The 25314-nt window shown below is 44.9% G+C and carries 19 protein-coding genes; 5 read left to right on the top strand and 14 right to left on the bottom strand.

The window, feature by feature from the left end; all coding sequences use genetic code 11:
* Positions 1-70 precede the first annotated feature (70 nt).
* A complete protein-coding gene (locus tag JN178_RS01250; RefSeq protein WP_202263241.1) occupies positions 71-3211 on the bottom strand; it encodes a beta-galactosidase in 3141 nt (1046 codons plus the stop codon).
* Between the two features lie 105 nt (positions 3212-3316).
* Between JN178_RS01250 and JN178_RS01245 the strand changes: the two genes are divergently transcribed.
* On the top strand, positions 3317-4183 hold the full coding sequence (locus tag JN178_RS01245; RefSeq protein WP_202263240.1) for an AraC family transcriptional regulator: 867 nt from the start codon (positions 3317-3319) through the stop codon (positions 4181-4183).
* On the opposite strand, the gene pmbA is transcribed toward JN178_RS01245, so the two are convergent.
* The gene (gene pmbA / locus JN178_RS01240; protein WP_202263239.1) at positions 4180-5511 is read right to left on the bottom strand and encodes a metalloprotease PmbA; all 1332 of its coding nucleotides are present in this window, start codon (positions 5509-5511) and stop codon (positions 4180-4182) included. The two genes, JN178_RS01245 and pmbA, sit on opposite strands and share 4 nt — an antisense overlap.
* Before the next feature lie 72 nt (positions 5512-5583).
* Here pmbA and yjgA point away from each other — a divergent pair, with 72 nt between their 5' ends.
* The 4 genes from yjgA (at position 5584) to JN178_RS01220 (ending at position 10492) form a co-directional block, all read left to right on the top strand.
* A complete protein-coding gene (yjgA, locus tag JN178_RS01235) occupies positions 5584-6141 on the top strand; it encodes a ribosome biogenesis factor YjgA (RefSeq protein ID WP_202263238.1) in 558 nt (185 codons plus the stop codon).
* A 160-nt stretch (positions 6142-6301) separates the two neighbouring features.
* Complete coding sequence (locus tag JN178_RS01230) at positions 6302-8590, top strand: ATP-binding protein (protein WP_202263237.1); 2289 nt, start codon at positions 6302-6304, stop codon at positions 8588-8590.
* 118 nt (positions 8591-8708) lie between these two features.
* On the top strand, positions 8709-9140 hold the full coding sequence (locus JN178_RS01225; RefSeq protein WP_202263236.1) for a hypothetical protein: 432 nt from the start codon (positions 8709-8711) through the stop codon (positions 9138-9140).
* Positions 9141-9190: 50 nt separating this feature from the next.
* Complete coding sequence (locus JN178_RS01220) at positions 9191-10492, top strand: ABC transporter substrate-binding protein (RefSeq protein ID WP_202263235.1); 1302 nt, start codon at positions 9191-9193, stop codon at positions 10490-10492.
* Here JN178_RS01220 and tldD read toward each other — a convergent pair.
* The 12 genes from tldD to JN178_RS01160 form a co-directional block, all read right to left on the bottom strand.
* The gene (gene tldD / locus JN178_RS01215; protein WP_202263234.1) at positions 10489-11931 is read right to left on the bottom strand and encodes a metalloprotease TldD; all 1443 of its coding nucleotides are present in this window, start codon (positions 11929-11931) and stop codon (positions 10489-10491) included. The genes JN178_RS01220 and tldD overlap by 4 nt on opposite strands.
* Positions 11924-12742, bottom strand: a complete 819-nt coding sequence (locus JN178_RS01210) for a carbon-nitrogen hydrolase family protein (RefSeq protein WP_202263233.1) — start codon at positions 12740-12742, stop codon at positions 11924-11926. The genes tldD and JN178_RS01210 overlap by 8 nt, the downstream gene beginning before the upstream one ends.
* On the bottom strand, positions 12735-16718 hold the full coding sequence (locus tag JN178_RS01205) for a YhdP family protein (protein WP_202263232.1): 3984 nt from the start codon (positions 16716-16718) through the stop codon (positions 12735-12737). The genes JN178_RS01210 and JN178_RS01205 overlap by 8 nt, the downstream gene beginning before the upstream one ends.
* Positions 16719-16744: 26 nt before the next feature.
* Complete coding sequence (gene rng, locus JN178_RS01200) at positions 16745-18211, bottom strand: ribonuclease G (protein ID WP_159627187.1); 1467 nt, start codon at positions 18209-18211, stop codon at positions 16745-16747.
* A gap of 2 nt (positions 18212-18213) precedes the next feature.
* The gene (locus JN178_RS01195) at positions 18214-18798 is read right to left on the bottom strand and encodes a Maf family protein (protein WP_159627188.1); all 585 of its coding nucleotides are present in this window, start codon (positions 18796-18798) and stop codon (positions 18214-18216) included.
* Between the two features lie 34 nt (positions 18799-18832).
* Positions 18833-19309: a rod shape-determining protein MreD gene (gene mreD / locus JN178_RS01190; protein WP_159627189.1), complete on the bottom strand. Its 477-nt coding sequence runs from the start codon at positions 19307-19309 to the stop codon at positions 18833-18835.
* Entirely contained in the window at positions 19302-20174 is an 873-nt protein-coding gene (mreC, locus tag JN178_RS01185; protein WP_202263231.1) for a rod shape-determining protein MreC, read from the bottom strand. Before mreC ends, mreD begins: the two co-directional genes overlap by 8 nt.
* 37 nt (positions 20175-20211) lie before the next feature.
* The gene (locus tag JN178_RS01180) at positions 20212-21255 is read right to left on the bottom strand and encodes a rod shape-determining protein (RefSeq protein WP_014947909.1); all 1044 of its coding nucleotides are present in this window, start codon (positions 21253-21255) and stop codon (positions 20212-20214) included.
* Between the two features lie 285 nt (positions 21256-21540).
* On the bottom strand, positions 21541-22044 hold the full coding sequence (locus tag JN178_RS01175) for a hypothetical protein (protein ID WP_202263230.1): 504 nt from the start codon (positions 22042-22044) through the stop codon (positions 21541-21543).
* Between the two features lie 91 nt (positions 22045-22135).
* Entirely contained in the window at positions 22136-22696 is a 561-nt protein-coding gene (locus tag JN178_RS01170) for a histidine phosphatase family protein (RefSeq protein WP_202263229.1), read from the bottom strand.
* A gap of 41 nt (positions 22697-22737) precedes the next feature.
* Positions 22738-24270 (bottom strand): glycerol-3-phosphate dehydrogenase, encoded by a 1533-nt coding sequence (glpD, locus tag JN178_RS01165; RefSeq protein WP_202263228.1) that lies wholly within the window; start codon positions 24268-24270, stop codon positions 22738-22740.
* Positions 24271-24512: 242 nt separating this feature from the next.
* On the bottom strand, positions 24513-25271 hold the full coding sequence (locus JN178_RS01160) for a DeoR/GlpR family transcriptional regulator (RefSeq protein WP_202263227.1): 759 nt from the start codon (positions 25269-25271) through the stop codon (positions 24513-24515).
* Positions 25272-25314: the final 43 nt, after the last annotated feature.

Genomic DNA, 25314 nt, shown 5'->3' with positions numbered 1-25314 from the left:
ACAACGTTCCGATTAAATAGAAAAGCCGCTACTGTGTAGCGGCTTTTTTTTGCGTTGTTGCAGCGCGTATTTAAGATTTTGCGTTGAACGTTAAAGCATAAGTATAACGCTTCTGTTCTAGCAAGAAGGCTTTATGCGTACTTGGGCTCCATGAGTCATCGCCGCCCACGCCCATATGTGCATGGTCGATATACACAAATACACAGTCTTGCTTAACCAAGTCACTGGTATGTTTCGCATTGTCTAACTGGGCTTGGCCATATTCGCTGACACTAAAATGAAAGTCACCCGTTACATTGAGGCGGCCAACTGAAAGCGCTCGACAGTCACAACGTAGCCCATTATCAGAAGGAAATATATAATGGGTTTGCATGTCGTTAAGCGCTAGTTTGTACTCACCAAAACGCGCACTGGCAAGTCTATCTGGGTAGTTTTCATGAGGCCCTAATCCTTGCCACCTTACCTGCATGCGTTCGCTTTCACCGTCAATAACACCGTTATCTAAACATGCGAAGACTGCTGGCACTGCGGCTTGCATGCCAATTCGAGGCATAGGTGGAACACTATCATCAAGTAGAACCTCGACTGAAATAGTAAGCTGTGTCGCTGAGTTGATGGTATATATCCACTTGGTTGCTGCCATTACCTTTTCATCAAAGCGGTATTCGAATAACGACGTTATACGCACATCTTCCGCGCCTTGCTGCACATCAACACTGGTACAAATGCGGTTCCATTGACCGATACCTGCACGGCGCCAGCGCGACTCCCATGCGTTTGGATCAGGATTATCCACCTCACTCACACCGATATCATTGTCTAATGGCGCACGAAAGAAACTATCTTCAAAGGGAGCGCTAAGCGTTTCAATGCCGTTGTTTAACCACGACGTTAGTAAACCGCTTTTGCTGTCAAAGCTAAAACTGTTGCCCTGTGTTTCTATGCTTACAACAGCATCATTTACATTAATCGCGAAGTCGTTTGTGGTTTCGGCTGCATTTCCACGCTTGAATGCCACTATTCCAGCCCTATTAGCCAATGACACTTGAGCGGTATCCATAACATGATTGGCCTGTGCCCATGCACAGTCGTTTACCAGTACCACATCAATATTGATATGATAAATTGCACCAGCAACATAAACAAAGTTTGGCGTAATGGATAGACGAGTACTGGACTGCGGCGCAATAACAAGCGCAGACTCACCCTCTTGTATTACTTTGCCGTTTTCCAATATTTGCCAACGTGCTAGTTCGTTGTCAGTTTGTCTAAACAAATAGTCACTGCTAACTTTTAGGTCTATCGTGTCACTTTGGTTAAGCAATTCAACACTTAAGTGCTGCTGGCAGAACTTCGCCTCATACAAATGGGGATGTGGTGTTCTATCAGGAAATAGCAAACCATTGATACAAAACTGCCTGTCATTTTCTGTATCACCAAAGTCACCACCGTACGCCCAATACGCTTTTCCGTCGTCCGTATGCTTTGTCAGGCCTTGATCTACCCAATCCCAGATAAACCCACCTTGAAGACGCGGATAGTCTTTAAAGGCTTTCCAGTACTCATCAAAGCTACCTAAACTGTTACCCATCGCATGGGCGTATTCACATAATATGACTGGGCGGTGCTCACCGGGCATCGACAACCACTTTTTAATAGACCATTTAGGTACAGCATCGTCTTTTACGTCAGTATCAACACGTGCATACATGGGGGCGATAATATCTGTGGCTGTGGTGTCGGCGCCACCACCTTCGTATTGCACTACGCGTGACTTATCGAAAGACTTTGCCCACCCATACATAGCATCGTGGGTAGGGCCGTGGCCGCATTCGTTACCCAATGACCAAATGATGATACTCGCATGGTTTTTATCGCGCTCCACCATTTGTGTGAATCGCGCCATATAAGCGCCAGCCCAAAGTGGATCACGTGATATACGTCCCATAGGAAACATACCGTGGGTTTCGATATTGGCTTCATCTACAACATATAAGCCGTATTCGTCACATAACTCATACCAGCGAGGATGATTAGGGTAATGCGCTGTGCGTACTGCGTTAAAGTTGTTCTGTTTCAGCAGCTTGATATCTTGTAGCATGTCCTCTTCATTGATGGCATGCCCTTTGGTTTGATGATGTTCATGGCGGTTCACACCGCGAATAAGAATGGCTTTGCCATTGACTAAGAGCTGACCATCCTTCATTTGTACATTTCTAAAACCAATGTTGTACGCTTCAAGGTCGACAATGTTGTCGCTATCATCAAATAACGATACCACGATGCGATAAAGATACGGTGTTTCTGCCGTCCAATGCTTGGGTTCACTAACCGTTAGGTGCTGGAACACCACGTCGTCCCACCCGCCTTTCTCGTCAATACGCTTGTTATTCGTACCGGTTATCACCTGTTCCGTTACAGGCTTGCCCGCATCAAATAGTTGAATGCCCACTTTGTAATTACTAGGTGCATTAATGGCGGTACGAACTGAAACCGCACCATCGCGATAGCATGCATCAAGGGAAGGCGTTACAAACACATCTTGAATATGATGATGTGGTTTAGCGACCAAGTTTACATCGCGAAAAATCCCGCTTAGCCACCACATATCCTGATCTTCAAGGTAACTACCATCTGACCAACGTATCACCATAACCGCAATACGGTTTTCTCCTTCAACTAATAAATCAGATAAGTCAAACTCCGCTGGCAACCTACTATCTTGCGAATACCCCACATAGCTGCCGTTGCACCATAAATGAAATGCACTGTTCACGCCTTCAAACACAATATGATTGCGCTTTGCTAAACCTGCTTTGGTCATGCTGAAAGTTGTGCGATAACACCCAGTAGGGTTTTCTCTGGGCACCATAGGTGGATTTACCGCAAAAGGATATTTCACATTGCAATATATAGGCTTGTCGTAGCCCTGCAGCTGCCAATTTGACGGCACTTGGATGCGTTGCCACAACGCAGACTCCATGTCGGGTATCGCTTTTTCAATTAAGCTTTCAGTCACGCATTGTGGGGCATCGAAAAGGCGAAAGTTCCATTCACCGTTTAAGCTTCGTTTTTGTGCGTTGACGTTGTGAAGCGCATCTTCCAATGACGTAAATCCATTATGAGGGCTATGGGCGTTTACTCGGTTACGTTGGAAAACCACAGGATTTTGCCAATCGTTTTGTGAGACGATTTGCGCGACGGTAGTCATAGTGTGTCCTTTTGCAATTCAATAGTGTGAAATATAGCTAAATTCTATTGATTCCTTTATGCTCTATTCTTTCAAATATTTATCCAAAACTATCATTTTACAATTATGCAACCTTCGTTTTCAGATGTAGTGAACATAGGCCCATATTGCATAGAGCGCTTCATAGACAACAGCAATGCGCCTGAAATTAGCGATTTGCACATCGAGCTAGCAGGTTGCTCAAATTTATCAGGCGACTATGTAGTAGGCCGTGTTACGCCGCCCAATCACACACTTTTTTACTCGCTCAAAGGCAGTGGTGTTTTTCGAACTCCATCAGGCATATTCGAACTACACGCGGGAGAGTTGATTGTATTGCCTGCTAAGCAAAGCTTTGAAGTGAGTATTGTGAGTGATAGCTGGGATATTATTTGGCTTAATTTGGCAGATTCAGCGATGTGGAAAGCACTGCCAAGAAGACAAGCAAAGGTCGTGAAACATGCCAATTTAGACGGCCTACATTTCGCTATGGAATTGCTGTATTTAGAGCGCGATAAAACCAACAGGCAAGCGGCAATGGCGATTGTTTCGCGCTATCTTAGAAAAACAATAGAAACAGAAATATTCAGTGAAAGAAATACTCGCGCTCACGCTCTGGGGAAAAAAGAGGTACACACTAACCGACTGAATGCGCTTTTTGCTAATGTTGATAAACAATTGCAGTTTGAATGGAGCGTTGAGAGCCTGAGTGAAAAAGCACATTATTCTGCGCCACACCTTCATAGGCTGTGTGTAGAAGCTTATGGCAGAAGCCCGATGCAGCACGTGATATTTTTGCGCATGCAAAGGGCTAAGAACTTACTTAAAAACACCCAGTGGCCGGTGTCTTATATTGCGAATTATGTGGGTTATGCCAACGTCTTTGTGTTTTCAAAACGCTTCAAGAAATCAGTTGGCATGTCTCCTACACAATACAGAACAAAGGTGGATTAACTTCCAGCTATCTTCATCTGATTAATGAGTACAGAACCCGTTTGCACGCTACCACGCACATCTTTTTCCGCACCAATAGCCACAATACCGCTGAACATGTCTTTTAAGTTGCCCGCTATTGTTACTTCGTGTACAGGGTATTGAATAACACCGTTTTCTACCCAGAAACCTGCAGCGCCACGTGAATAGTCACCGGTTACCCCATTTACGCCTTGCCCCATCAATTCGGTTACTAGCAGGCCTGTACCCATTTCTCTTAATAGGTCTTGATCAGAATGACCGGTGTCTCCTACAAGCCAATTGTGGATACCACCAGCGTGACCGTTCGATTTAGTATTGAGTTTTCGCGACGAATACGTGGTGTACAAATACGTAGCAAGTTGCCCCGCATCAACAATAGTCATATCAGAGCATGCCACACCTTCGTTGTCGAAGCTTGAGCTTGCAAGGGCAGACTTAATAAACGGGCGCTCTTCAATATTGAGCCATTGTGGGAAGATTTGCTTGCCTAAACTATCTAATAAGAAGCTAGAGCGACGATAGAGGCTACCACCACTTATTGCACCAACGTAATGCCCAAACAAACTTGAGGCAACATCGCGATGTAAAATAACAGGCACGTTAGCCGTGTTTATTTTTCTTGCCCCTAAACGCTCTACCGTTGCTTTTGCGGCTTCTTCACCAACCAATGCGGCCGATTTGAGCAAAGATGCCTGACGATTAACGGTGTAGGCGTAGTCGCGCTGCATATCGTTGTCTTGCGAACCAATGACCATGCAACTTAGCGAGTAGCGTGAACTTGGATACCCAGCATTAATACCGTGGGTATTACCGTAAACTCGCATACCAAGGTTGGCGTTATACGAGGCGCCATCAGAGTTCGTGATACGCGGATCGTAGTTCATTGCCGCCGTTTCGGCCTCAATGGCCAATTCAATGGCCTTTTGCGTGTCTAATTCCTGAGGGTGATAAAGGTCTAAATCAGGAAACTCTGTGGCAATAAGTTCGGCATCCGCCAAACCAGTGCAAGGATCTTCACTGGTATAGCGCGCAATATCTACGGCTTTTTCTACAGCTAATGTTAATGCTGCTTTGCTTAAATCCGCTGTTGATGCACTGCCCTTCCGCTTACCCACATACACGCTAATGCCCAAGCCACCATCATTGGTAAACTCAACATTTTCAACCTCTTGCATACGTGAAGACACCGCAATGCCTTGTACTTTAGACATACTGGCTTCGGCTTGTGTTGCCCCTTTTGAAAGGGCTAATTTCAGTACATCATCTACGACATTTTGAATGTCGGCTAACTGCTGCTCAATTTGCATAGTAAGTTTCGCTGTCTTAATTCGACTGTGATAGTTACAATTTAGCTAAAGTGTAACACTAATGAGTTTGAAATGAGTGATCAGAAATACAATTCGCCTGAAGATCCTTACTTCGAAGATGCGCAAGCAGATGAGTTCGAGGAAGAAGACTTTGTCAGTAAATCAGAGTTAAAACGTCAGGCTAAAGAACTGCACAAGCTAGGTGAAACCCTAGTAAACCTAACCGATGCGCACATCGCAACCATTCCCATGGATGAGGAATTAGCTGATGCGGTTGCTATTGCGCGCAAGGTTAACAAGAAAAAAGATGGCTACCGCAGACAATTGCAGTTCATCGGTAAAGTACTTCGCCAGCGCGATACCGCGCCAATTGAAGAAGCTCTTGCGAAAATAACCCATCAGCATCAAGCGGCTAACGCGGCATTTCACGCGCTAGAAAAAGCGCGAGAAGCGGTTATCGAACAAGGCGACCCAGCAATTCAGAAACTGATGGAAGCTCACCCTGAGCTAGATAGGCAAAAGTTGCGTCAATTTCACCGCCAGATTAAAAAAGAGCGTGAAAAAAATGCGCCGCCAAAAGCGTTTAGAGAATTATTTCAGTACCTAAAAGACGTAATACACGAAGAGTAATTATCAAGACGGCATGCGCCATTCTGCAGCGTATGCCGTTTCTCTTAAACTGAACCTTGTCTATAGCCACAAGAATTTAAATTTTTTTCGGTTGCACCCCGCACATTTGCAGATTACTGCTACGCTTAAAATAAAGAGACGTACTTTAAGGAATACGTAGTTGCTGCCGCCTTCCAATTCGCTTACAGCCCGAATTGTTTCACTGATTTTTGTCATTTTCACTACGGTCTATGTCATTGCCTATTACTTTGCCAGTGACTACGTTTACACAACTCGATTGAACCTCTCAGAACAGAACCTGAGTCAGCAGGTACAAATAATTAGTGAGCGCACCTTGTCGTATTTTGATAGAGACCAAAAGCTCATTGAAATTGGTTTGGAAAAAGGGGTGTATCAGCAATGGATGCGAAATGCGAATGATGAGGCGTTGAGTGAGCAGGCTATAAATGAGCTCAGAGTGGTATGCCGTCTTGTAGATTGCTTTGGTTGGTTCTTAGTGTCTGACGACTTCAGTAGTGGTTTCTCGTTTAACCAACAAGATGGACATTATATTGCTGATCAACTACTTCCAGAAGACGAAATATGGTACCGCCCCATTATAGATTCTGGCAAAAACTTCATTATCGACTCTAGCTTTGAAGCGAAAACGCAAGTGAACGGCGTATTTTTAGACTATGTAGTTAGAGAAGATGAGACGTTACTTGGGCTGGTCGGTACTTATGCCAAAGCTGCCGACGTTTATGATTACCTGCTTTCACAGCAAGAGCAAACCACAACAAACCTGATAGTCGATGACAGAAATATTGTAAGAGTCAGCGCTTCTCACAACGGTGAAGACCCAGTCAATCAATTTGCCAATGAAAACTGGTCTGGCGTATTTTCAAATGAGGTAATCGACTCGCTCAAGCACTTCGCGAAAAATAAAGATACGCGCACTCACCTTTTCACTCTCACCGTTAATGGCCATGAATACTTGGCAGCCTTTAAATATATTGAGCAAGTAGAATGGTATGCCGTCAGCCTTTATTCGCTATCGGGTGCTGACGGAGACTTTGCATTAGTCACGGCAACCGCCGTATCTATCGCCATTCTCCTGTTCTTTGTGGCCATTACCGCATTAGTGCTTAATATGCAGGTGGTGCGCCCTCTCAATCATCTCAACAGCGTAGTAAATGCCATAGATAACGGGGATTTCAGCGTAAAAGCGGGAAAGGTTGGTACTGATGTCATACAAAACTTGGCAACACACATTGATATGATGACAGACACTATCGCTGAGCAATTCAAATCGCTGAGGATGTCGAATACGGCGTTACAGAAGGCCAGAGTGGATGCAGATCAAGCCAACAAAGCCAAATCAGAGTTTTTGTCTAACATGAGTCACGAAATTCGCACACCAATGAATGGCGTACTAGGCATACTACAGATTCTAGAAAAGAGTGACTTGCCCCAAGCATCTCGCGAATTAGTGTACAAAGCCACCTATTCAGCAGACGCCTTACTAGTCATCATCAACGATATTCTCGACTTTTCAAAAATTGAAGCCAACAAACTCACCTTAGAAAGTCGCCCTTTTTCAATGCGTGAAGTTGTTGACAATGTGGTGTCAGACTTAAGCCTTAATGTTGACAAAAAAGGCATCAGCCTTAGCGTTGATATAAACGCAGATTTCAAGGATGGTTGGCAAGGTGACTATGTACGTGTACGCCAAATTTTGCTCAACCTAGCATCAAATGCTGTTAAGTTCACTGAAACAGGTGGTGTTAGAATAGCGCTTGATATGTTTCATGTAGACGAAAAAACGGTCGTTGTTATGGCTGTTTCCGACTCAGGCATTGGCATGAGCACAGAAGCTCAGCAGCGGATATTTGACCGCTTTACGCAAGCTGATACTTCAACGACAAGAAAATACGGCGGTACAGGCCTTGGCATGGCCATAACCGTAAGCTTAATTGCCCTAATGGACGGCACTATTGAAGTAAATAGTATTGAAAACAAAGGCACTACTGTTACTGTCAGCTTGCCCCTTGAACAAGTTTCGCTAAGTGAAAGCCTACAGCACCCCGTGCACGATGAAACGTTAGACCTGTCTGGTAAACGAATTTTGGTTGCAGAGGACAACGATATAAATCAAACCATCATCGCCTCTATGCTGGAAGAAACAAACGCAAAATTAATTTTTGCGAAAAATGGCGAAATCGCTGTCGAAGCCTTTAAAAAGTACTCGTTTGACGCAGTTCTCATGGATATTCAAATGCCCGTAATGGATGGTATTGAAGCATTTTCGTTGATAAAAGAGATTAACCCCAACGTGCCTATTTGGGCACTCACTGCCAACGTCATGAAAGAAGAAGTCGAATACTATACTAAACTTGGCTTTACAGGGCATATCGGCAAGCCCATTAACTTAAAGTATTTACACCTTGTATTAAGTGAACTTGCTAAGTGAGCGTTTGGCATTACAATGAGAGTAAGCCCAATGTACGGTATTACGTTGAAACGAGCATTATCAGCACGCTTTAGCGCAAAAACCAGTGTTAAGTAGTCGCGGTTTAAGCGAGAGCATTATGAAGATATTCTCAAACCCAAACGCCAAACTCAAAAGTAAATATGGTCAATATCATATTGCTGCGTTGGGAAACATTGTAGGCGTATCAGCTGAAGGCATAGCAGATACCGAGGCTATTGCTCGTTATGGGCGGGATATGATGGATGTTATCAACCAGTTTGGCGGTGAGCGGTGGGCATTTTTAGGGTTTCTACATGGCTCAGCCCTACTTACCAAAGGCGGCGAGCTGGAACTGCAAAAATCAATAGAATGGCGCGTGAGTAAAGGCATGGCACTTGGCGCGCTCGTCATTGGCGAAACCACTATACAGTCTATGGTTGAGGCGCAATTTAGCCGCATATACCAGCGGGCTGGTGTTGAGCTTGGTGTGTTTTGTGATGAAGATGACGCTATTGTCTGGCTGGCAGAGCGAGGCTTCAAATCGTCTTAAATACGCAGAGCCTTACTATACTGTTCATTTTATCTTTTGTGCGCAAGCACATGAGAAAAGCAGGATTATTTCTCTTACTCACTTTTGTTTACTGCGCACCGAGTATAGCCAATCAAGAGGTCATTACCTTTGCCGTAAACCCCTCCTCTGCCAAGCAACAAGAGGTTTATCACCTGCTCGCGCAGCGCTTTGAAGCACAGCACCCTCGAATTAAAGTGCGAGTATCTTCCCAGTCTCTAGAGTCTCACAAACTTCGCATACTTAATTATCTCAAGGGCGAAGGGTTAGAAATTGACGTACTGCTTGCCTACGGTGGCACGCAACTTCACAGCTTAATAGACAGTAAGAAAATTACACCACTTGCGTCGTTATGGTTAGAGCATAACTTGGATGCACGCTTTTCAGCACCGATAAAAGAGCTGGTAAGTAAAGAGAGCATGCCTTATGCGATTCCTATGGCTTACTACCAATGGGGCTTTTATTACCGCAAGTCACTTTTTAACAGGCTTGGTCTAACAGTTCCTAATGATTGGCCAACATTTATTGCGCTTGTTAACACGCTTGATGAAAAACACATAACGCCTCTTAATTTTAGTGGTGGCTCATCGTGGTCAACATTAGGCTGGTTCGATTATTTGTCTTTGCGACTGCTTGGACGAGAGAAGTACTTAGCACTCGTTAGAGGTGAGCTATCATTTACCACACCCGAAGTAAGAGATGTATTTGTTCACTGGCAGCAGCTTATTGAGCACAAGGCGTTTGATAGCGCACACGCTGAAATGACGTGGTCTGAAATATTACCGTTTTTCTATAGAGAGCGAATTGCAATGATGTTAAACGGTAATTTCTTTCTTGCGCACGTTCCCGAGACTATTCGCAACGATGTAGGCTTTTTTCCCTTTCCTACAATTGATCCAGGGCTTCCCCGTTATGAGAGCGCACCTACTGACGTAGCGGTACTTACAACCACCGGTGCTAGTAAACCTGCTGCCCGTAAATTTATGGTGTTTCTTGCGACGTTAGAAGCGCAAACGATGTTGGCTGATTATGTGGGGAAAATAGCGACTCACTTAGACTATGACGCAGAGCCCCGTTTTCTCCTCGACATTGGTAAGACGCATCTTAAAAACGCAGATGGGTTGGTTCAGTATTTCGACAGAGAGGCAAGTGACGCATTCAGTAACGGCGCAGCAGCGCTCTTTGTAGCGTTTATTAAACAAGAGCTTTCTGTTGATTTACTCATTGCCAAATTAGAAGCAATGCGCGCTCAAATGCACATAAAAAAAGCCCCTGACAGTGTTGTACCATCAGGGGCGCTTGATTCACTGAACAAGGCAAAAGGTTCTGATTAAGCAGTACCACCTACGGTCAGTTCGTCGATTTTTAATGTGGGCTGACCAACGCCAACTGGCACGCTCTGACCATCTTTGCCACAAACACCTACCCCTTTATCTAGGGCAGTATCGTTTCCGATCATCGATATTTTCTGCATTACTTCAGGACCATTACCGATAAGGGTTGCCCCTTTCACTGGTGCGGTAATCTTCCCGTTTTCAATCAAATACGCTTCTGCACTTGAAAACACAAATTTGCCAGAAGTGATATCAACCTGTCCACCTGCGAAATTAGGCGCGTAAATGCCTTTGTCGATAGACGCTATAATTTCTTGTGGGTCGTATTGCCCATCTAACATATACGTATTGGTCATTCGCGGCATGGGTAAGTGTGCATATGACTCCCGACGACCATTTCCTGTTGGCGCTACCCCCATCAACTTGGCGTTGTGCTTATCTTGCATATAGCCTTTAAGGATACCGTCTTCAATAAGCACATTGTGCGCTGTGGGTGTGCCTTCATCGTCTACCGAGAGAGAGCCACGTCTGTCATGTAACGTACCGTCATCAACAACCGTTACCCCTTTTGCGGCAACACGTTGACCGATACGCCCTGAGAATGTCGAGGCACCTTTACGGTTAAAATCGCCTTCTAAGCCATGTCCTACTGCTTCGTGTAGTAATACGCCCGGCCAACCGTTTCCAAGCACAACAGGCATAGCACCTGCTGGTGATGCTACCGCTTGCATGTTAACCCGCGCCATATGAAGCGCATCATCTGCTAAACCTTCATAAAACGGTTTACCCTCTTCGTCACGGGTGAAAAAAGAGTATGCATAACGGCCGCCTGCACCTGCAGAACCGCGTTCACGTCGTTCACCTTGCTCTAGCAGTACTGAACAGTTCAAACGCACAAGCGGGCGAATGTCCGTTGCCAAGGTACCGTCGCTACCTGCTACTAAAATTTCTTCGTAAACACCACTTAAGCTCACTACCACTTGGTTGGCCGAAGGTTCTTTTTGTCGAATGTAAGCATCTACAGCTTTAAGCAGCGAAATTTTTTCAGCGTCTTGCATGGCAAGAATTGGGTTATTTTCACTATAACGCGCTTCACTGGGCTTTTGACCTAGTGCCGCTACGCGCTGAGTTCCACCGCTTGGAGCAATACCTCTCGCTGCTTTACACGCTTTACCTAATGCGTCTTCGCTGATTTCATCTGAATAAGCAAACCCGGTTTTTTCACCACTGATTGCTCGAACGCCTACACCGCGCTCTATGTTGTAGCTACCTTCTTTAATAATACCGTCTTCCAATACCCAGCTTTCGTGCTGGCTTGACTGAAAATATAAATCGGCATAATCGGTATCGTGGCGATGAATTGTCGCTAGTGCTTGCTCAAGCTTAGTGATATCTAGCCCTGAGTCAGATAATAAATGACGCTCAACAGATTTAGACAAAGTGACTCCTGAATCGGTTATGTTCGGCAACCGGCATATTCTGTTTAATGGTTTCTCTTTCTGCAATATCAACGCGCGCAGATGCAGTGCCGCGCTTGGTTGTTAGCTCGGCAAGGGTTTCGCCCCATGGTGACAGTACTACGCTGTGACCATAGGTTTCGCGACCATTTTGGTGAATACCCACTTGATTTGCAGCCACTACAAAGCACTGCTTTTCTATAGCTCGTGCTTGCAACAACGCATGCCAGTGAGCTTCTCCAGTGCGCTGCGTAAAAGCCGCTGGCAACACCAAAATATCGATATCACCCATTGCAGTAAATAATCCTGGAAAACGTATATCATAGCACACCGCAAGTCCAATGTTGCCAATTGGGGTTTGTACCGTGACCACTTCATTACCCGCAAGCGTAGTTGCCGACTCTTTGTAACTTCCCGTATTGTCATTTACTGACACATCAAACATGTGGATTTTACGATAGTCTGCAAGACATTCTCCGTCGGGCCCAAACAGCATACAAGCGGCCGAAAATTTGTTGGGATCGTCGGTTGTGAGCGGAAAGGTACCCGATACAAGGTAACAGTGATGTTGCTTCGCCAGTTGTGATAAACGAGATTGAATGGGCCCGTTGCCCTTTTTTTCCGCCACACTTAACTGGCCTTTGTCTTTTCCGCCAAAATAGGCAAAACACTCTGGCAGTACAACCAAGCTATCATTTTCAATGTTGGCAGTAGCCATTGCATTGGCAACAGTCTCTAAGTTGTCATCTACATTAGGGGTCGAGGTCATTTGAAGTGCGATAAGATTAGCCATCGATTACCTCCATGTTTAGCCTGCGAACATCGTCTTCGGTCAACGGTCTGTCCTGTGGGTTTGCTGGCGGCGGTGTATTTTGTGCCGGCAAACTAATGTCTTTGCTATTGCGCTCTACTTCGTCAAATTTAGGCTCTTTTATTGTGCCTGTAACACGATAGTTGACGTTTGATATTACCTTTGCAGAAGTAAGCACTTGATCTATCGCCAATGCTGCCAATGCGGTAGGCGGTGTTGCTAAAAAGTATACGAGGAAAGGCAGGTTACCGGTCACATTTGGCGCAAAAGAAACATTGTAGTTGAGCGCACCTGAGTTTAAGTCGGTAAAACCAACTATTTCGATGTCCCCTGCACCACCATCAATTTCGGTATCATCGGTGTAGGCTTTACCATTGACAATACTCAGCGTACCGCCCATATCATCGTAGAAAAAACCTTTCGCAAATACGTCTCTAAAATCGAGACTGAGTTTTCTGACCAAAGAATTCAAACTGAATAACGTAAATATACGCGAGCCTTTGTCACTTAATTCTGTTAGGTAGCCATCGGACAACGACCAATCTACATCACCATTTAAGTTCGCCATTGCAAAGTTCATTGGTGATTCAGGCCAATGAATATCAAATTTCACATCGGCGCTTGAGTCTTTAATGCCCGACTCGACGCCAAAGCCTTTAAGCATTTGACCCACATCAGGCGAAGTGAGCGTTCCGTCTAGTGACGTCTCGACACCTCTTGACGTATTTTTCCAGTGACCACTTGCCGTAATGTTGGTATCTCTGGAACGCACCAGTAGCTGACGTATTTTGAGTCCCGTCTCTTCTTTTGCCACATCTAAGGTGACTTCCCCAAAATCAATACCGTGCACGCCACAGCTTTGGCAATAGAAGTAGATGGGTGGCAACGTACTGGGGTCGATATCGTACGGCGACACCTCAGCGTCCACTGTGTCGGCTTCACCAACGTTTGCTAGCACTATCTCTTCAGGTTTTTCCAAGGACAAATAGTCAGCGTTAATCTCTATGCCTTGAGTATCCAAATCGCTATTTATGCGCACAGTTGCCCTTGCCTGCGGCGAACCAATGTCCAAAATCCAGTCTTTGTCGCGCTCGGTTGCATTTAACTCAACGTTTTTAATGGCATGGCCAGAAAAGTGCAGTTTGTCTGTTTTGGCGAAAATACGCGATGGCGTACTAAACAAGCTATCTCGTTTTTGCGTTTTCTCTGCGTTAGTTGCATTTACGTGAAGCTCAGATTCTCTACGTTTAGATTCTTGATGAAGCGATCCCCTACCTGATACCAACATATCAATAGTCTTAAACCACTCTTGCACATCAGCATTGGGTAGATTTGCCGCTATGCTAAACCCGGTACCTATGTTAGTGATATCGCTCTCTCCAATCGCTAAATGGGCACGAGAGAACTGCATCTCTTGATGAGGTAATACCCCTGTAAAGCGAATTTCACTTCCCAATTTCGCGTTGACATTCGACGCTTTGCCATCACCTTCACTTTCGATATAAAGCGGAAGATCGCTACCAATTGCGGTGTTAAAAGGTGACGGTAACACGCTTTGCATAGCGCCTAAGTCTGCATTTAACGTTGCCTTGTAAGAAAAGTCTGCTTTACCCAGTACTAAATCTACGTCTGTTTGCCACTTGGCCTCGCCATCGATGTAGTCCGTTAATTGCGTATTGACGTAATTTGCCAACGGATGAACATGCCAACGCCCACCTAACTCAACGTGAAGATCATAGTTGTCGCCTTGTCTGCCACTAAACGCCATTTCTACCGGCTGATTTAAGAAACTAGCGGCTAGACCATCAGCATCAATGTCCCCGTTCGTAAACGTAATATCGCCGGTTGCGTTATCAAACAACATTCCTGTGCTGGCAATATAAACAGGGTTGCTAGACAAATGGGCAGTCCCCGACGCAACGACGTCTTTTCCTTTAAGTGGGATATCAAGCTTAATATCGGCAGATAAAGGCCCTGAAACTTGCACTTCATCATTAAGCACTTTGCCCAGAGAATTTTTGATAGATGACGACATCATAAGGTCGGTTAGCGCCTGGCCTGAGCCCGCTCCGTTGGCATAAATAAGTAACCGTTCGCCCGGCTTAAAGCTAGGTATAGTTGCAGACATCTTGCTAATTTGCATTTCGCCTAGTTGCGCCGAAGGGCTTTCCATTACAAGGGCGTTATTGACAAAATATAAGGACAAATCGAGCTTTGTTAGTGCAGGCCAATCAGGAGCGAATAAAAAGTCACCTTGCTTTATATCTACATAGGCCTGAAAAATGCCCGAATTATCGTCAAATGGAAATGCAGAGGGTTTTCCATGCCACAGCACGCGAGCACTTTCGATTGCCCCTTTGCCATTGAAAGCACGAGTAAGATAGCTATCAGTGTTTTTACCCATGCCTATTGTAGGGAACAAGTCACTCACCCCACTAAGCGACATTGGACTGATATCCGCATAAATCGACATCAACCCTGTTGAGGTGTTTATCTTAAATTGTGGTTTGAGGGTCACGCTGTCACTATCAAATAGCATGTTATCCCCTCTAATGACCCACTGCGGGGACGCTGCTACTTGTTGCTTAGTTTCTTCTTGGTAAGGCGTGTGCGGGTAAATGAAGAAATCGGCTCGCAACGCATTTATGTTTAAATCTTTTTTGATTACGCCCTTAGAACTCAACACGCTATTAGTACTATTTAGGTAAACAGCACCGTTGTTTTTATACCAATAAAAATCAACATCAAGAGACGAAAGCCCAGGTACGTTGTCGCTCTTTGACCACTGAAGATCAACGACTTTCGCAGCCAGCTCTGGTTTTCCATTGTGCAATTGAAATTGCAGTGTTGCCAATTCACCTTTTGGATCCAACGCGCGAATTTCATCTTCGCTAGTGTCATCCATGAACAACGGCAGTAACAACAAGAAAGGATTTACTTGCACCGGCTTTACGGTATTAACTAACACGTCACCATTGTGATTAATACTGCCAATTAGGTCTGTGGTTAATGTTTCGTTGCTTGAATTCAAAACAAGCTGGTCGACACGCACATTCCAGCCCGTATCGGTGGGCAACGCTTGCAAGCTCCCGCCCGTGATACCCGTTACTGTTTTAACCGTCTCATCGCCCCATTGCAGAAGGCTGTTGTTGAGCTCTGCCTGTACGCTGTTAATTTGGGTGTCATCAAGGCTCACCCACACTTCAAAATTAGCGCGACTTTGCGCCAAAGGACGCTTGGTATTAATAAGGTCGCTCACCCACGGGGATATATCTAAATCCTCTGCCTTTGCGTAAAAGACGCCGTCAAACTTCTCTCTCGTCCCATTAATATCTATGATAAACGACGCTGAATTGGCGGCTAAATCTGCCACCTTCATACGTCCTAACCCTTGGTGACGTTCTTCAAAGTTGTTCCACGACAAGCTTTCAATATCGAAAGTACTGACTTCATTTTGTCGCGATACCGCTACGACACCATCTTCAAGGGAAAAGCTCTGCAATTGCTCTAGGAATAAGCGTTCTAGCGCATTTACTACTGGAAAGTTGTTTTTGCTGTCGCCAGATAGCCTGTCAGCATCGATATCAAGATGTAGGCCGCGCAATTCGAATCGTGTGGAAGAGACAAGTTGCAGGCGTAGCGACTGCCAAAAATCTAATTCAACATAGATTTGACGGATATCAAGTGCCACAGGAGAGGCATCGTCTTTAGCAAGCGATACCGAATTAAGGACGATGCTTGGCCCATTGCGTTGCCACACCGCGTGTACACTATCAATTGTAAGATTGACCCCGTACTGCTCGTTAATATAGTTCTCTAACAGGTGTTTATTGTGCTCGATATGCGGCAAGGCATAACGGGCAGCACTTAACACCAGTGCAAACACTACAAGTAATACGGCGAGTAGCAGCCAGAACTTCTTTAGCAAATAAGCGGCTACCGACGAAAAATTTGTCACACTTTGCCTTTGTATAAGTTAATGCGTTACATCATGACGACGTCGTACTTATCCTGGTTGTACAAAGTTTCGGTTTGTACCTTAATTTGTTTAGATACAAACACTTCCAACTCAGCTAGCATGTGAGACTCTTCGCCCATTAACGCTTCAGCCACTTTAGGCGACGCGTAAACCACAAACTTATCGGCGTCATAAGCACGGTTCACCCGTACAATCTCACGCATAATTTCAAAGCAAATAGTTTCAATGGTCTTCACTGTGCCACGCCCTTTACATACGGGGCATTCACCACACAGTATATGCTCTATGCTTTCACGGGTGCGCTTGCGGGTCATTTCAATAAGCCCCAACGCCGTAAAACCGTGAATGTTTATCTTAGCTCTGTCCTTGTTTGTCGCCACCTCTAATGAATGTAAGACCCTTCTTTTATGGTCTGGTTCAATCATATCGATAAAGTCGATTAGGATCATACCGCCCAAGTTGCGCAGTCTTAACTGGCGCGCAATCGCCTGCGTCGCCTCAATATTGGTGTTAAATATGGTTTCTTCTAAATTACGGTGGCCAACAAATGCCCCCGTATTAATATCAATCGTGGTCATCGCTTCGGTTTGGTCGATAATGAGATAACCACCGGATTTTAAATCCACCCGTCTTTCCAACGCTCGTTGCGCTTCATTTTCGACATCGTACAAGTCGAAAATAGGTCTGTCTCCAGTGTAGTACTCAAGCTTGCCATTCATTTCAGGCACGTATTCTTTGGTAAACTGATGAAGCTCTTGAAAAGACAGTTTCGAGTCAATGCGAATACGGTCGAGTTCTGTGCCAACGAAGTCTCGCAATACACGACGCGCAAGTGGCAAGTCTTCGTATAGTACATTGGACTTGCGCTTTTTCATGCGCGATTGAATTTTATCCCACAAGCGACGCAAAAATGCGGCATCAGATTGCAGTTCAGTTTTACCCACGCCTTCTGCAGCGGTGCGAAGAATAAAGCCGCCATTTTCGTCACAAAATTCTTGAACCAACCCTTTTAAACGCTCGCGCTCCGCTTCTTCTTCAATGCGCTGCGAAACACCTACGTGGGTAACCGACGGCATGAACACTAAATAGCGACTTGGAATGGTAATATCTGTGGTTAAGCGAGCGCCTTTTGTGCCAATAGGATCCTTTACCACCTGAACAACGATATCTTGTCCGTCGCGCACAAGCTCGCGAATGTCTTGTTTTTGAATATGACTGGCAGACACTTCTTCTGCAATTTCATTATGAATAACAATGTCTGAGGCGTGCAAAAACGCCGCCTTTTCTAACCCAATATCCACAAATGCTGCTTGCATACCAGGCAAAACACGGCTTACTTTACCACGATAAATGTTGCCCACTAATCCACGCTTTGTATGTCGTTCAACGTGAATTTCTTGCAAAATTCCATTCTCAATCAGCGCCACACGTGACTCTGATGGCGTAACGTTAATTAGTAGTTCAGCACTCACCACTACACTCCAAATGCATTGAGCAGTTGACGGGTTTCATAAAGGGGCAAGCCCACTACAGCACTTGCACTGCCGTTAATTGAAACGACGAATTCACCGCCGATCCCTTGAATTGCATAACTTCCTGCTTTATCGGCAGGTTCACCTGTTTCCCAGTATGCGTCAATTTGGGCATCCGTCAATGATGCAAATTCAACATAGGTATTAATTACTTCGGTACACTGTTTTGCATTACTTACCGCGCTGATAGCAGTAAGTACTTCGTGTTTATTGCCTGATAACATGCGAAGAATGCGCTGTGCATCGGCCTTGTTTTCTGGTTTACCTACACTATTACCATTAAACGCAATGAGGGTATCACTGGCCAAAATAACCGTTTCGTTAGTCATTTCGCCCTGCTGCGTTAATTTCGCCTTAACAGCAAGCGCTTTTTCTGCGGCTAATCGTTTAACTAAGGTATCGGGAGATTCACCGTCTTTAGGTGTTTCATCAATGTCTGCTGGCAAAATGCGATGTGCAATGTTCATCTGCTTAAGCAACGCAGTACGCCTTGGTGATGCTGACGCGAGTACAACCGATTTAGTCATTTGTCTGCCTTAATTGAAAGTATGTACTTGCTGCTTAGGATATTGAAAACTGTCGACGAGTTCGACGAAGTAACCAGAAAATCCAAGGCCACACCATCATTGACGTAATAACAGGCCACAAATAATCAACCTGGAAATAAATATCGGTAAGAAGGTGCTGCACCCAAAACGTGAGCAAGTGATAAAGTGAAGAAAGCAGGCCGATAATAATAGCTTGTTGCCATACTGAGTAATTGCGAAGTCGCTGGTAATTTGCAGCGAGCACATAAACACAAATACTCAAACCAAGGCTGTGTATACCTAGGGTTGTCCCAACAAGGATATCCATGGCGATACCCGTAACAAAAGCGACACCCACATTAACACGTTGCGGTAGTGCCATACTCCAATAAGCCAAAACTACCAGCACCCAGTCAGGACGATAAACATCAACCTGAATAGGCAGTGGCACTATTTGTAGTACCAACGAAATCGCTATACTTATCCAAATTACGAGGTTACGTTTACGCATCGGTTGACTCTTCTACTGCCTCGTTATTTTCTTCTGCATTTGTTTTTTTCGTGTACCAAAGTAACAACAAGTGTCGCAACCTATCTAACTTAGCGACCGGCGATACAACCACTTGTGCAAAAGGACGACTTTCGTCACGTACAACCTGAGTAACCTGGGCCACTGGATAGCCTTCAGGGAAGACTTTTCCTAAACCCGACGACACCAAGATATCCCCTACCTTGATGTCTACGCTATGTGGCACGTGCTCAAGATACAGTTCATTTAAGCTACCGCTGCCATTCGCAATAAAGCGGATATCGTTGCGTAGTGAGCGCACTGGAATAGCGTGAGTAACATCGGCAATCAGCAGAACCCGACTATTCGTTGTGCCTACTTCCGTGACTTGTCCCACAATGCCTTTGTCATCAATAACGGGCTGTGACAGATAGACGCCGTCTATTGCTCCTTTATTAATAACCACTTGCTGGCTGTATGGGTTTTTATCCACCGCCATTAACTCAGCAACCATCTTGCGAGAATCTATGCGTAGAGGCGCTTGAAGTAGCTCTCTCAGTTGTCGGTTTTCTTTTTGAATAACGTCAAATTGCTGCAGTTTTTCACTCATTAACAACAGTTGGTTATTGAGCTTCTGATTTTCGGCAAGTAACTGCTCTTGAGAAGTGAGGCGCTGAGCACTTTCATTAAGCATAAGCCCAGGCAAATTCGCAATGTATTGCAACGGACTCATGATGGAGTTGAGGTAAACGCGCGTAGACTTAAAACCATCAAGCTTGTGATCGACAAATATCAACAGCACCGACAAAACCAATGCCAGTGCGAGTCGATTATTCAGCGATGGGCCGCGCGTAAAAATAGTATCCATGATACAAATAAGGCAACCTTAAGGTTGCCTTTCCTGCTTACTCGTAACTAAACAGGTCGCCACCGTGAAGGTCAATCATATCGAATGCCTTACCGCCACCGCGCGCTACACAAGTTAGCGGATCATCCGCAATAACCACAGGAATGCCCGTTTCTTCCATAAGCAATCTGTCTAGGTCTTTAAGTAGTGCACCACCACCGGTTAGTACCATACCGCGTTCAGAAATATCTGACGCTAGCTCAGGAGGGGACTGCTCAAGGGCAACCATTACCGCAGATACAATACCCGTAAGTGGCTCTTGCAGCGCTTCTAGGATCTCGTTTGAGTTTAGCGTAAAGCCTCGTGGTACACCTTCAGCAAGGTTGCGGCCGCGCACTTCGATTTCACGCACTTCTTCACCAGGGTAAGCTGCGCCGATTTCGTGTTTGATACGCTCAGCAGTGGCTTCGCCTATAAGTGAACCGAAGTTTCGACGAATATAGTTAATAATGGCTTCATCAAATTTGTCACCACCGATGCGCACTGACGATGAGTACACCACACCGTTTAATGAAATAATGGCAACTTCTGTTGTACCACCACCGATATCAACAACCATTGAGCCCGTAGCTTCAGATACGGGTAAGCCTGCACCTATTGCTGCCGCCATTGGCTCGTCGATAAGGTAAACTTCACGCGCCCCTGCGCCTAGCGCAGACTCTTTGATAGCACGGCGCTCAACCTGTGTTGAACCACAAGGTACACATACCAGCACGCGAGGACTTGGACGCAAGAAGTTATTGTCGTGTACTTGCTTGATAAAGTGCTGAAGCATTTTTTCTGTTACATAAAAGTCGGCAATTACGCCGTCTTTCATAGGACGAATCGCACGGATGTTTCCTGGCGTTCTACCTAACATGCGCTTAGCTTCTGCGCCGACAGCTGCTACGCTCTTCGGCCCGGCTGCACGCTCTTGACGAATAGCTACAACAGATGGCTCGTTAAGTACAATACCTTGGTCTTTTACGTAAATCAGCGTGTTAGCTGTTCCGAGGTCTATGGACAGATCGTTAGAGAACATGCCTCGAAGCTTTTTAAACATGAAGAGTGTATTCCTGTTTTTGTGTTAACGCGTATATGCAAAGGTGAGATGGCGACGCTTTAACATGAAGTCGATATTTATTGTCACACTTTAACAATGGGGGCAAATTTGGGCAAGTAATGCCTTTATTTGTTGTTAAATTATATTCATTTAGCATTGCAAGTTCTCAATTTTGGTCTTGCAACGGTGTAGTGTGCATCGTTTTCCCCTTATTCAAAGAGGTTTACCATTTTACATGATAAAAGACTACGCAAGGGCTAAAAGGTTCCCATTGTCGTGCAACGATTAGAACTCTATATCAGTTGTTTTACCTGAAGCAGGGTAGTAGTCAAAATAGGCACCACTGCTTAAACTATAACGACACCAATAGTTGTCTTCGCTATCGTCCGTGTCGGAATAGTAGCGAGCGTGTACCTTAAAGCCATCAACGTTCAACGGCGATGCCACTAAGCCCGTCCATACTTTCTCACAACCTTCGTCAGTAAGTGCTGCGGTGGGCCATCCATTGTGATTCATTCTTACTGGTTTACGATTAATTTCTTTTCCTGCTTTATCATAATGAATCAACATGATCATCGTGGTAGGCTGCTGTACGCGCCATTGCCAGTGTGACGAGATAACATGATCTCTGAACGTTGAGGCGCTACTTAAAAAAGCATTGTCGGTTGTGTTGCTTTCATCAGTATTAAAAACATTGATTAACACCCCAAGCGCAATAGCAAAAATTGCGGCAATGGATGCCTTCATTATATTGAGATATGGAGAAGTGTCATTTGTTGTATTTTTCATTGTTCTCTTCCTAATGCCGACATCAATACACTGTACTAACGGGCGATATCGCTATTTTATCGGCATAGAGAACAAAATATAAAGCAGATGTTTATTGGGAAAGTACCGTTATTCCCCAAAAATCACTATTTTTCTGCTTTAGTTGCCACCCTTTCGCCATTAGCGCCTTGCGGGTGAAGTAGTTAGTCATACCATGGCCAAATAGCACCAAACGTTCATGTTCTAATGATAAATCTTCAATGCGAGCAACCAAATTATCTACTCGAGATTTCGCTGCTTCAAAACTTTCAAAACGGCCTTTCTTCCCCAAAAACCATAACGCTCTACTTACAACAACCCAATGCCATGTGCGCAGTTGCACAGGTAGTCTGTAGTAAGGTATGTCCATCTCTCTTAGATCGTCGCACACTTCGTCGGCTTTTTTCACGCCATAATGTGTTGCTGTAAGTTGGGCGCGTACAAGCGGGCTCACCATGATGTAGCTGTTACCGATGTGAGTCGTAGTCTCGGGTTTACTCTGCGGGTCGAGTTCGGATTTATTGTACGCTTTTATCCACTTTGCGTATTGCGATGCAGTTACTTTGTCATTGTGGGCAGACAAGGGTTTGCCATGACGAATTAAAACGATTTCCTTTGGATGATAATGTGCCATAACGTCCCTGTTAGCTCGTAAGTACAATTAAGCGTTATGAATTAGGCGCTAGCTAACTCGACATTGTGCGTTTCGCCGTCTACGTTGGTACTAATATAAGTAGCCAGCTCTGTTTTTTGTTCTTCAGTTAAACGCAGCCCATGCTTTGTTCTGCGCCAAATAATGTCTTCCAGTGACATGGCCCATTCATGATTAATTAGGTAGTCAACTTCTGCTTGGTATAACCCTGCCCCAAAGTCTGTGCCTAATTCATCGAGTGACGAGGCATTTTTCAAGAATTTGTTACACAATACGCCGTACTGTCTTGCATAGCGCTGCGCTTGTGTAATCGGCAACCATGGATAGGTTTGAGTTAACTCAGCCACCAGCGATGCTTGGCTTTCAAATGCGCCACCAGGTAGCGGCACTTCTTTGGTCCATGCTTTCTTTGCTTTTGGGAAGCAGGTGACAAGTTTATCAACCGCATGCTCAGCTAATTTCCGGTAGGTCGTAATCTTTCCACCAAAAATATTGAGTAAAATCGGCGTACCTTTCTCACCTTTAAGCTCAACTTTGTAGTCACGCGTCAACTCTTGTGCAGAGGCATTCTTTTCTTCAAGTAAAGGACGCACACCGCTGTAACTGTGAACAATATCGCCATGACTTATCTTGGTTTTAAAGTAGTTATTTACTACATCAATTAAGTAGTCAGTTTCCTCGGCAGAGATAGACGCCTGTGAAGGGTTACCTTTATAGTCTTCATCCGTAGTGCCCACTAAGGAGAAATCACCTTCGTAGGGGATCACAAACACTATGCGCCCGTCCTTATTCTGCAAAATATAGGCTTCTTCACTATCGTAGAGTTTCGGCACAATAAAGTGGCTGCCTTTAACCATGCGCATTGCGTTGGGGTTTGCAACATCAACCAATCTATCTAAAAACGAAACAGCCCAAGGACCGGCAGCGTTAACAATTGACCTCGCCTTAATTGTAAACGTTTTCCCTAAATGCGTCTTTAATTCCACATTCCATAGTGCGCCATCCTTTTTTGCGCTCACGCACTCTGTGCGAGTGTAAATGTCTGCCCCTTGATCCTTAGCCGCGAGTGCATTTAGCACCACTAGGCGTGCGTCATCTACCCAACCATCTGAATATTCGAAACAGGTCGAAATCTCATTGACTAGCGGACCTTGGGGCGTTGTAGACACCTTTCTTGAGCGCGGGAGCATGTTTCGTTTAGCCAGTGAGTCATACAAAAATAAGCCAATTCGAATCATCCAAGCCGGACGCAAGTGCTTTTGATGAGGAAGCCTGAAACGCAATGGCCACATGATGTGTGGCGCTTTTTGAAGCAGAACTTCACGCTCTGCTAGGGCTTCTTTTACAAGTCTAAACTCATAGTGTTCTAAATAGCGAAGACCGCCATGAATCAATTTGCTACTTGATGATGAAGTCGCACCAGCAAGATCGCCTTTTTCGCATAGAGCAACAGACAACCCTCTACCTGCTGCATCAAGTGCAACACCAACGCCATTAACACCACCACCGACGACGAGTACGTCTACGGTTTTGTCTGCTTGCTTACTTTGATTCATGTTATGCCCCTTTACGGCCATTCTTTTATTTGGCTATTTGACAACCAAAAAGAAAACATGTCAACACAAAACGAACATTTTCGAACATTAAAGAAAATTAAAAACCAAACCCAGCTGTTATACTGGCCGATGAATGAATAGCTAGAATTGGGCCGCGATTAGCACCGCGTATAAATCGCAGAAATCTACTTAAAATAAAGAAGGTAGAATGAGTGTGAGTGAGGTTTATGACAAGAAAATGATTATGCCTTTACAAAGGTGATTTTGTTTTCTTCTATAATTTTGCTGATACTTGGTGGCGGCGTTTTATCGCAAACCAAACAATCTACCTGTGATATGTGGCCTTGCTCAACCATAGCGCGACGCTCAAACTTGCTATAGTCAGCAGCCAAAATCACGTGCTGCGTATGTTCCAATATCGCTTGAGACACCTTTACTTCACGAAAATCGAAATCGAGAAGTGCGCCATCGGCGCTAATCCCACTGATTCCAATAATACCGTAGTCCATTCTAAACTGACTGATAAAATCACAGGTTGCTTCACCAATTATGCCGCCATCGCGATAGCGCACCTCACCTGCGGCAATAATCACCGAAAAGTCTTCTTTGGCTGAAAGAATAGTGGCTACATGAATGTTGTTTGTCACAACATGCAAATTTTTGTGATTAAGCAACTTTGTGGCAATCATTTCGGTTGTCGTACCGATATTGATAAACAGTGAGGCACCGTCTGGGATCATTGCGGCAACGGCTTCTGCAATTTTCTCTTTAACCTGACTATTTTGCGTTTTTCTTTCCTGATAAGGCGTATTTTCCCAGCTGCGATTAAGGCCAGCGCCACCGTGATAACGGCTGAGTACACCACTTTCGGCTAACTGGTTTAAGTCTCTGCGGATAGTCTGAGGTGTAACATCGCAGGCGGTGACCAAATCATCAATAGACATAAAGCCATGTTGTTTAATTAATCCAACAATTTTTTCGTGCCTTTGCGTTTGGTTCATCAAGCATACCGTTATGAGTAAAAATGGAGTTGTCAGTATACTT

Source organism: Alteromonas sp. KC3 (genome assembly GCF_016756315.1).
Taxonomy (GTDB): Bacteria; Pseudomonadota; Gammaproteobacteria; order Enterobacterales; family Alteromonadaceae; genus Alteromonas.
Note: the sequence above shows the minus strand (reverse complement) of the source record. Positions and strands in the feature narration are given on the sequence as shown.

Coding starts and splice junctions, on each gene's coding strand:
- glpD (WP_202263228.1), bottom strand. CDS start 24,270: ATGAATCAAAGTAAGCAAGCAGACAAAACCGTAGACGTACTCGTCGTC.
- mreC (WP_202263231.1), bottom strand. CDS start 20,174: ATGGATACTATTTTTACGCGCGGCCCATCGCTGAATAATCGACTCGCA.
- JN178_RS01195 (WP_159627188.1), bottom strand. CDS start 18,798: ATGACTAAATCGGTTGTACTCGCGTCAGCATCACCAAGGCGTACTGCG.
- pmbA (WP_202263239.1), bottom strand. CDS start 5,511: ATGCAAATTGAGCAGCAGTTAGCCGACATTCAAAATGTCGTAGATGAT.
- JN178_RS01175 (WP_202263230.1), bottom strand. CDS start 22,044: ATGAAAAATACAACAAATGACACTTCTCCATATCTCAATATAATGAAG.
- JN178_RS01180 (WP_014947909.1), bottom strand. CDS start 21,255: ATGTTTAAAAAGCTTCGAGGCATGTTCTCTAACGATCTGTCCATAGAC.
- JN178_RS01210 (WP_202263233.1), bottom strand. CDS start 12,742: ATGGCTAATCTTATCGCACTTCAAATGACCTCGACCCCTAATGTAGAT.
- mreD (WP_159627189.1), bottom strand. CDS start 19,309: ATGCGTAAACGTAACCTCGTAATTTGGATAAGTATAGCGATTTCGTTG.
- JN178_RS01250 (WP_202263241.1), bottom strand. CDS start 3,211: ATGACTACCGTCGCGCAAATCGTCTCACAAAACGATTGGCAAAATCCT.
- JN178_RS01220 (WP_202263235.1), top strand. CDS start 9,191: ATGAGAAAAGCAGGATTATTTCTCTTACTCACTTTTGTTTACTGCGCA.
- yjgA (WP_202263238.1), top strand. CDS start 5,584: ATGAGTGATCAGAAATACAATTCGCCTGAAGATCCTTACTTCGAAGAT.
- JN178_RS01170 (WP_202263229.1), bottom strand. CDS start 22,696: ATGGCACATTATCATCCAAAGGAAATCGTTTTAATTCGTCATGGCAAA.
- JN178_RS01245 (WP_202263240.1), top strand. CDS start 3,317: ATGCAACCTTCGTTTTCAGATGTAGTGAACATAGGCCCATATTGCATA.
- JN178_RS01160 (WP_202263227.1), bottom strand. CDS start 25,271: ATGAACCAAACGCAAAGGCACGAAAAAATTGTTGGATTAATTAAACAA.
- JN178_RS01225 (WP_202263236.1), top strand. CDS start 8,709: ATGAAGATATTCTCAAACCCAAACGCCAAACTCAAAAGTAAATATGGT.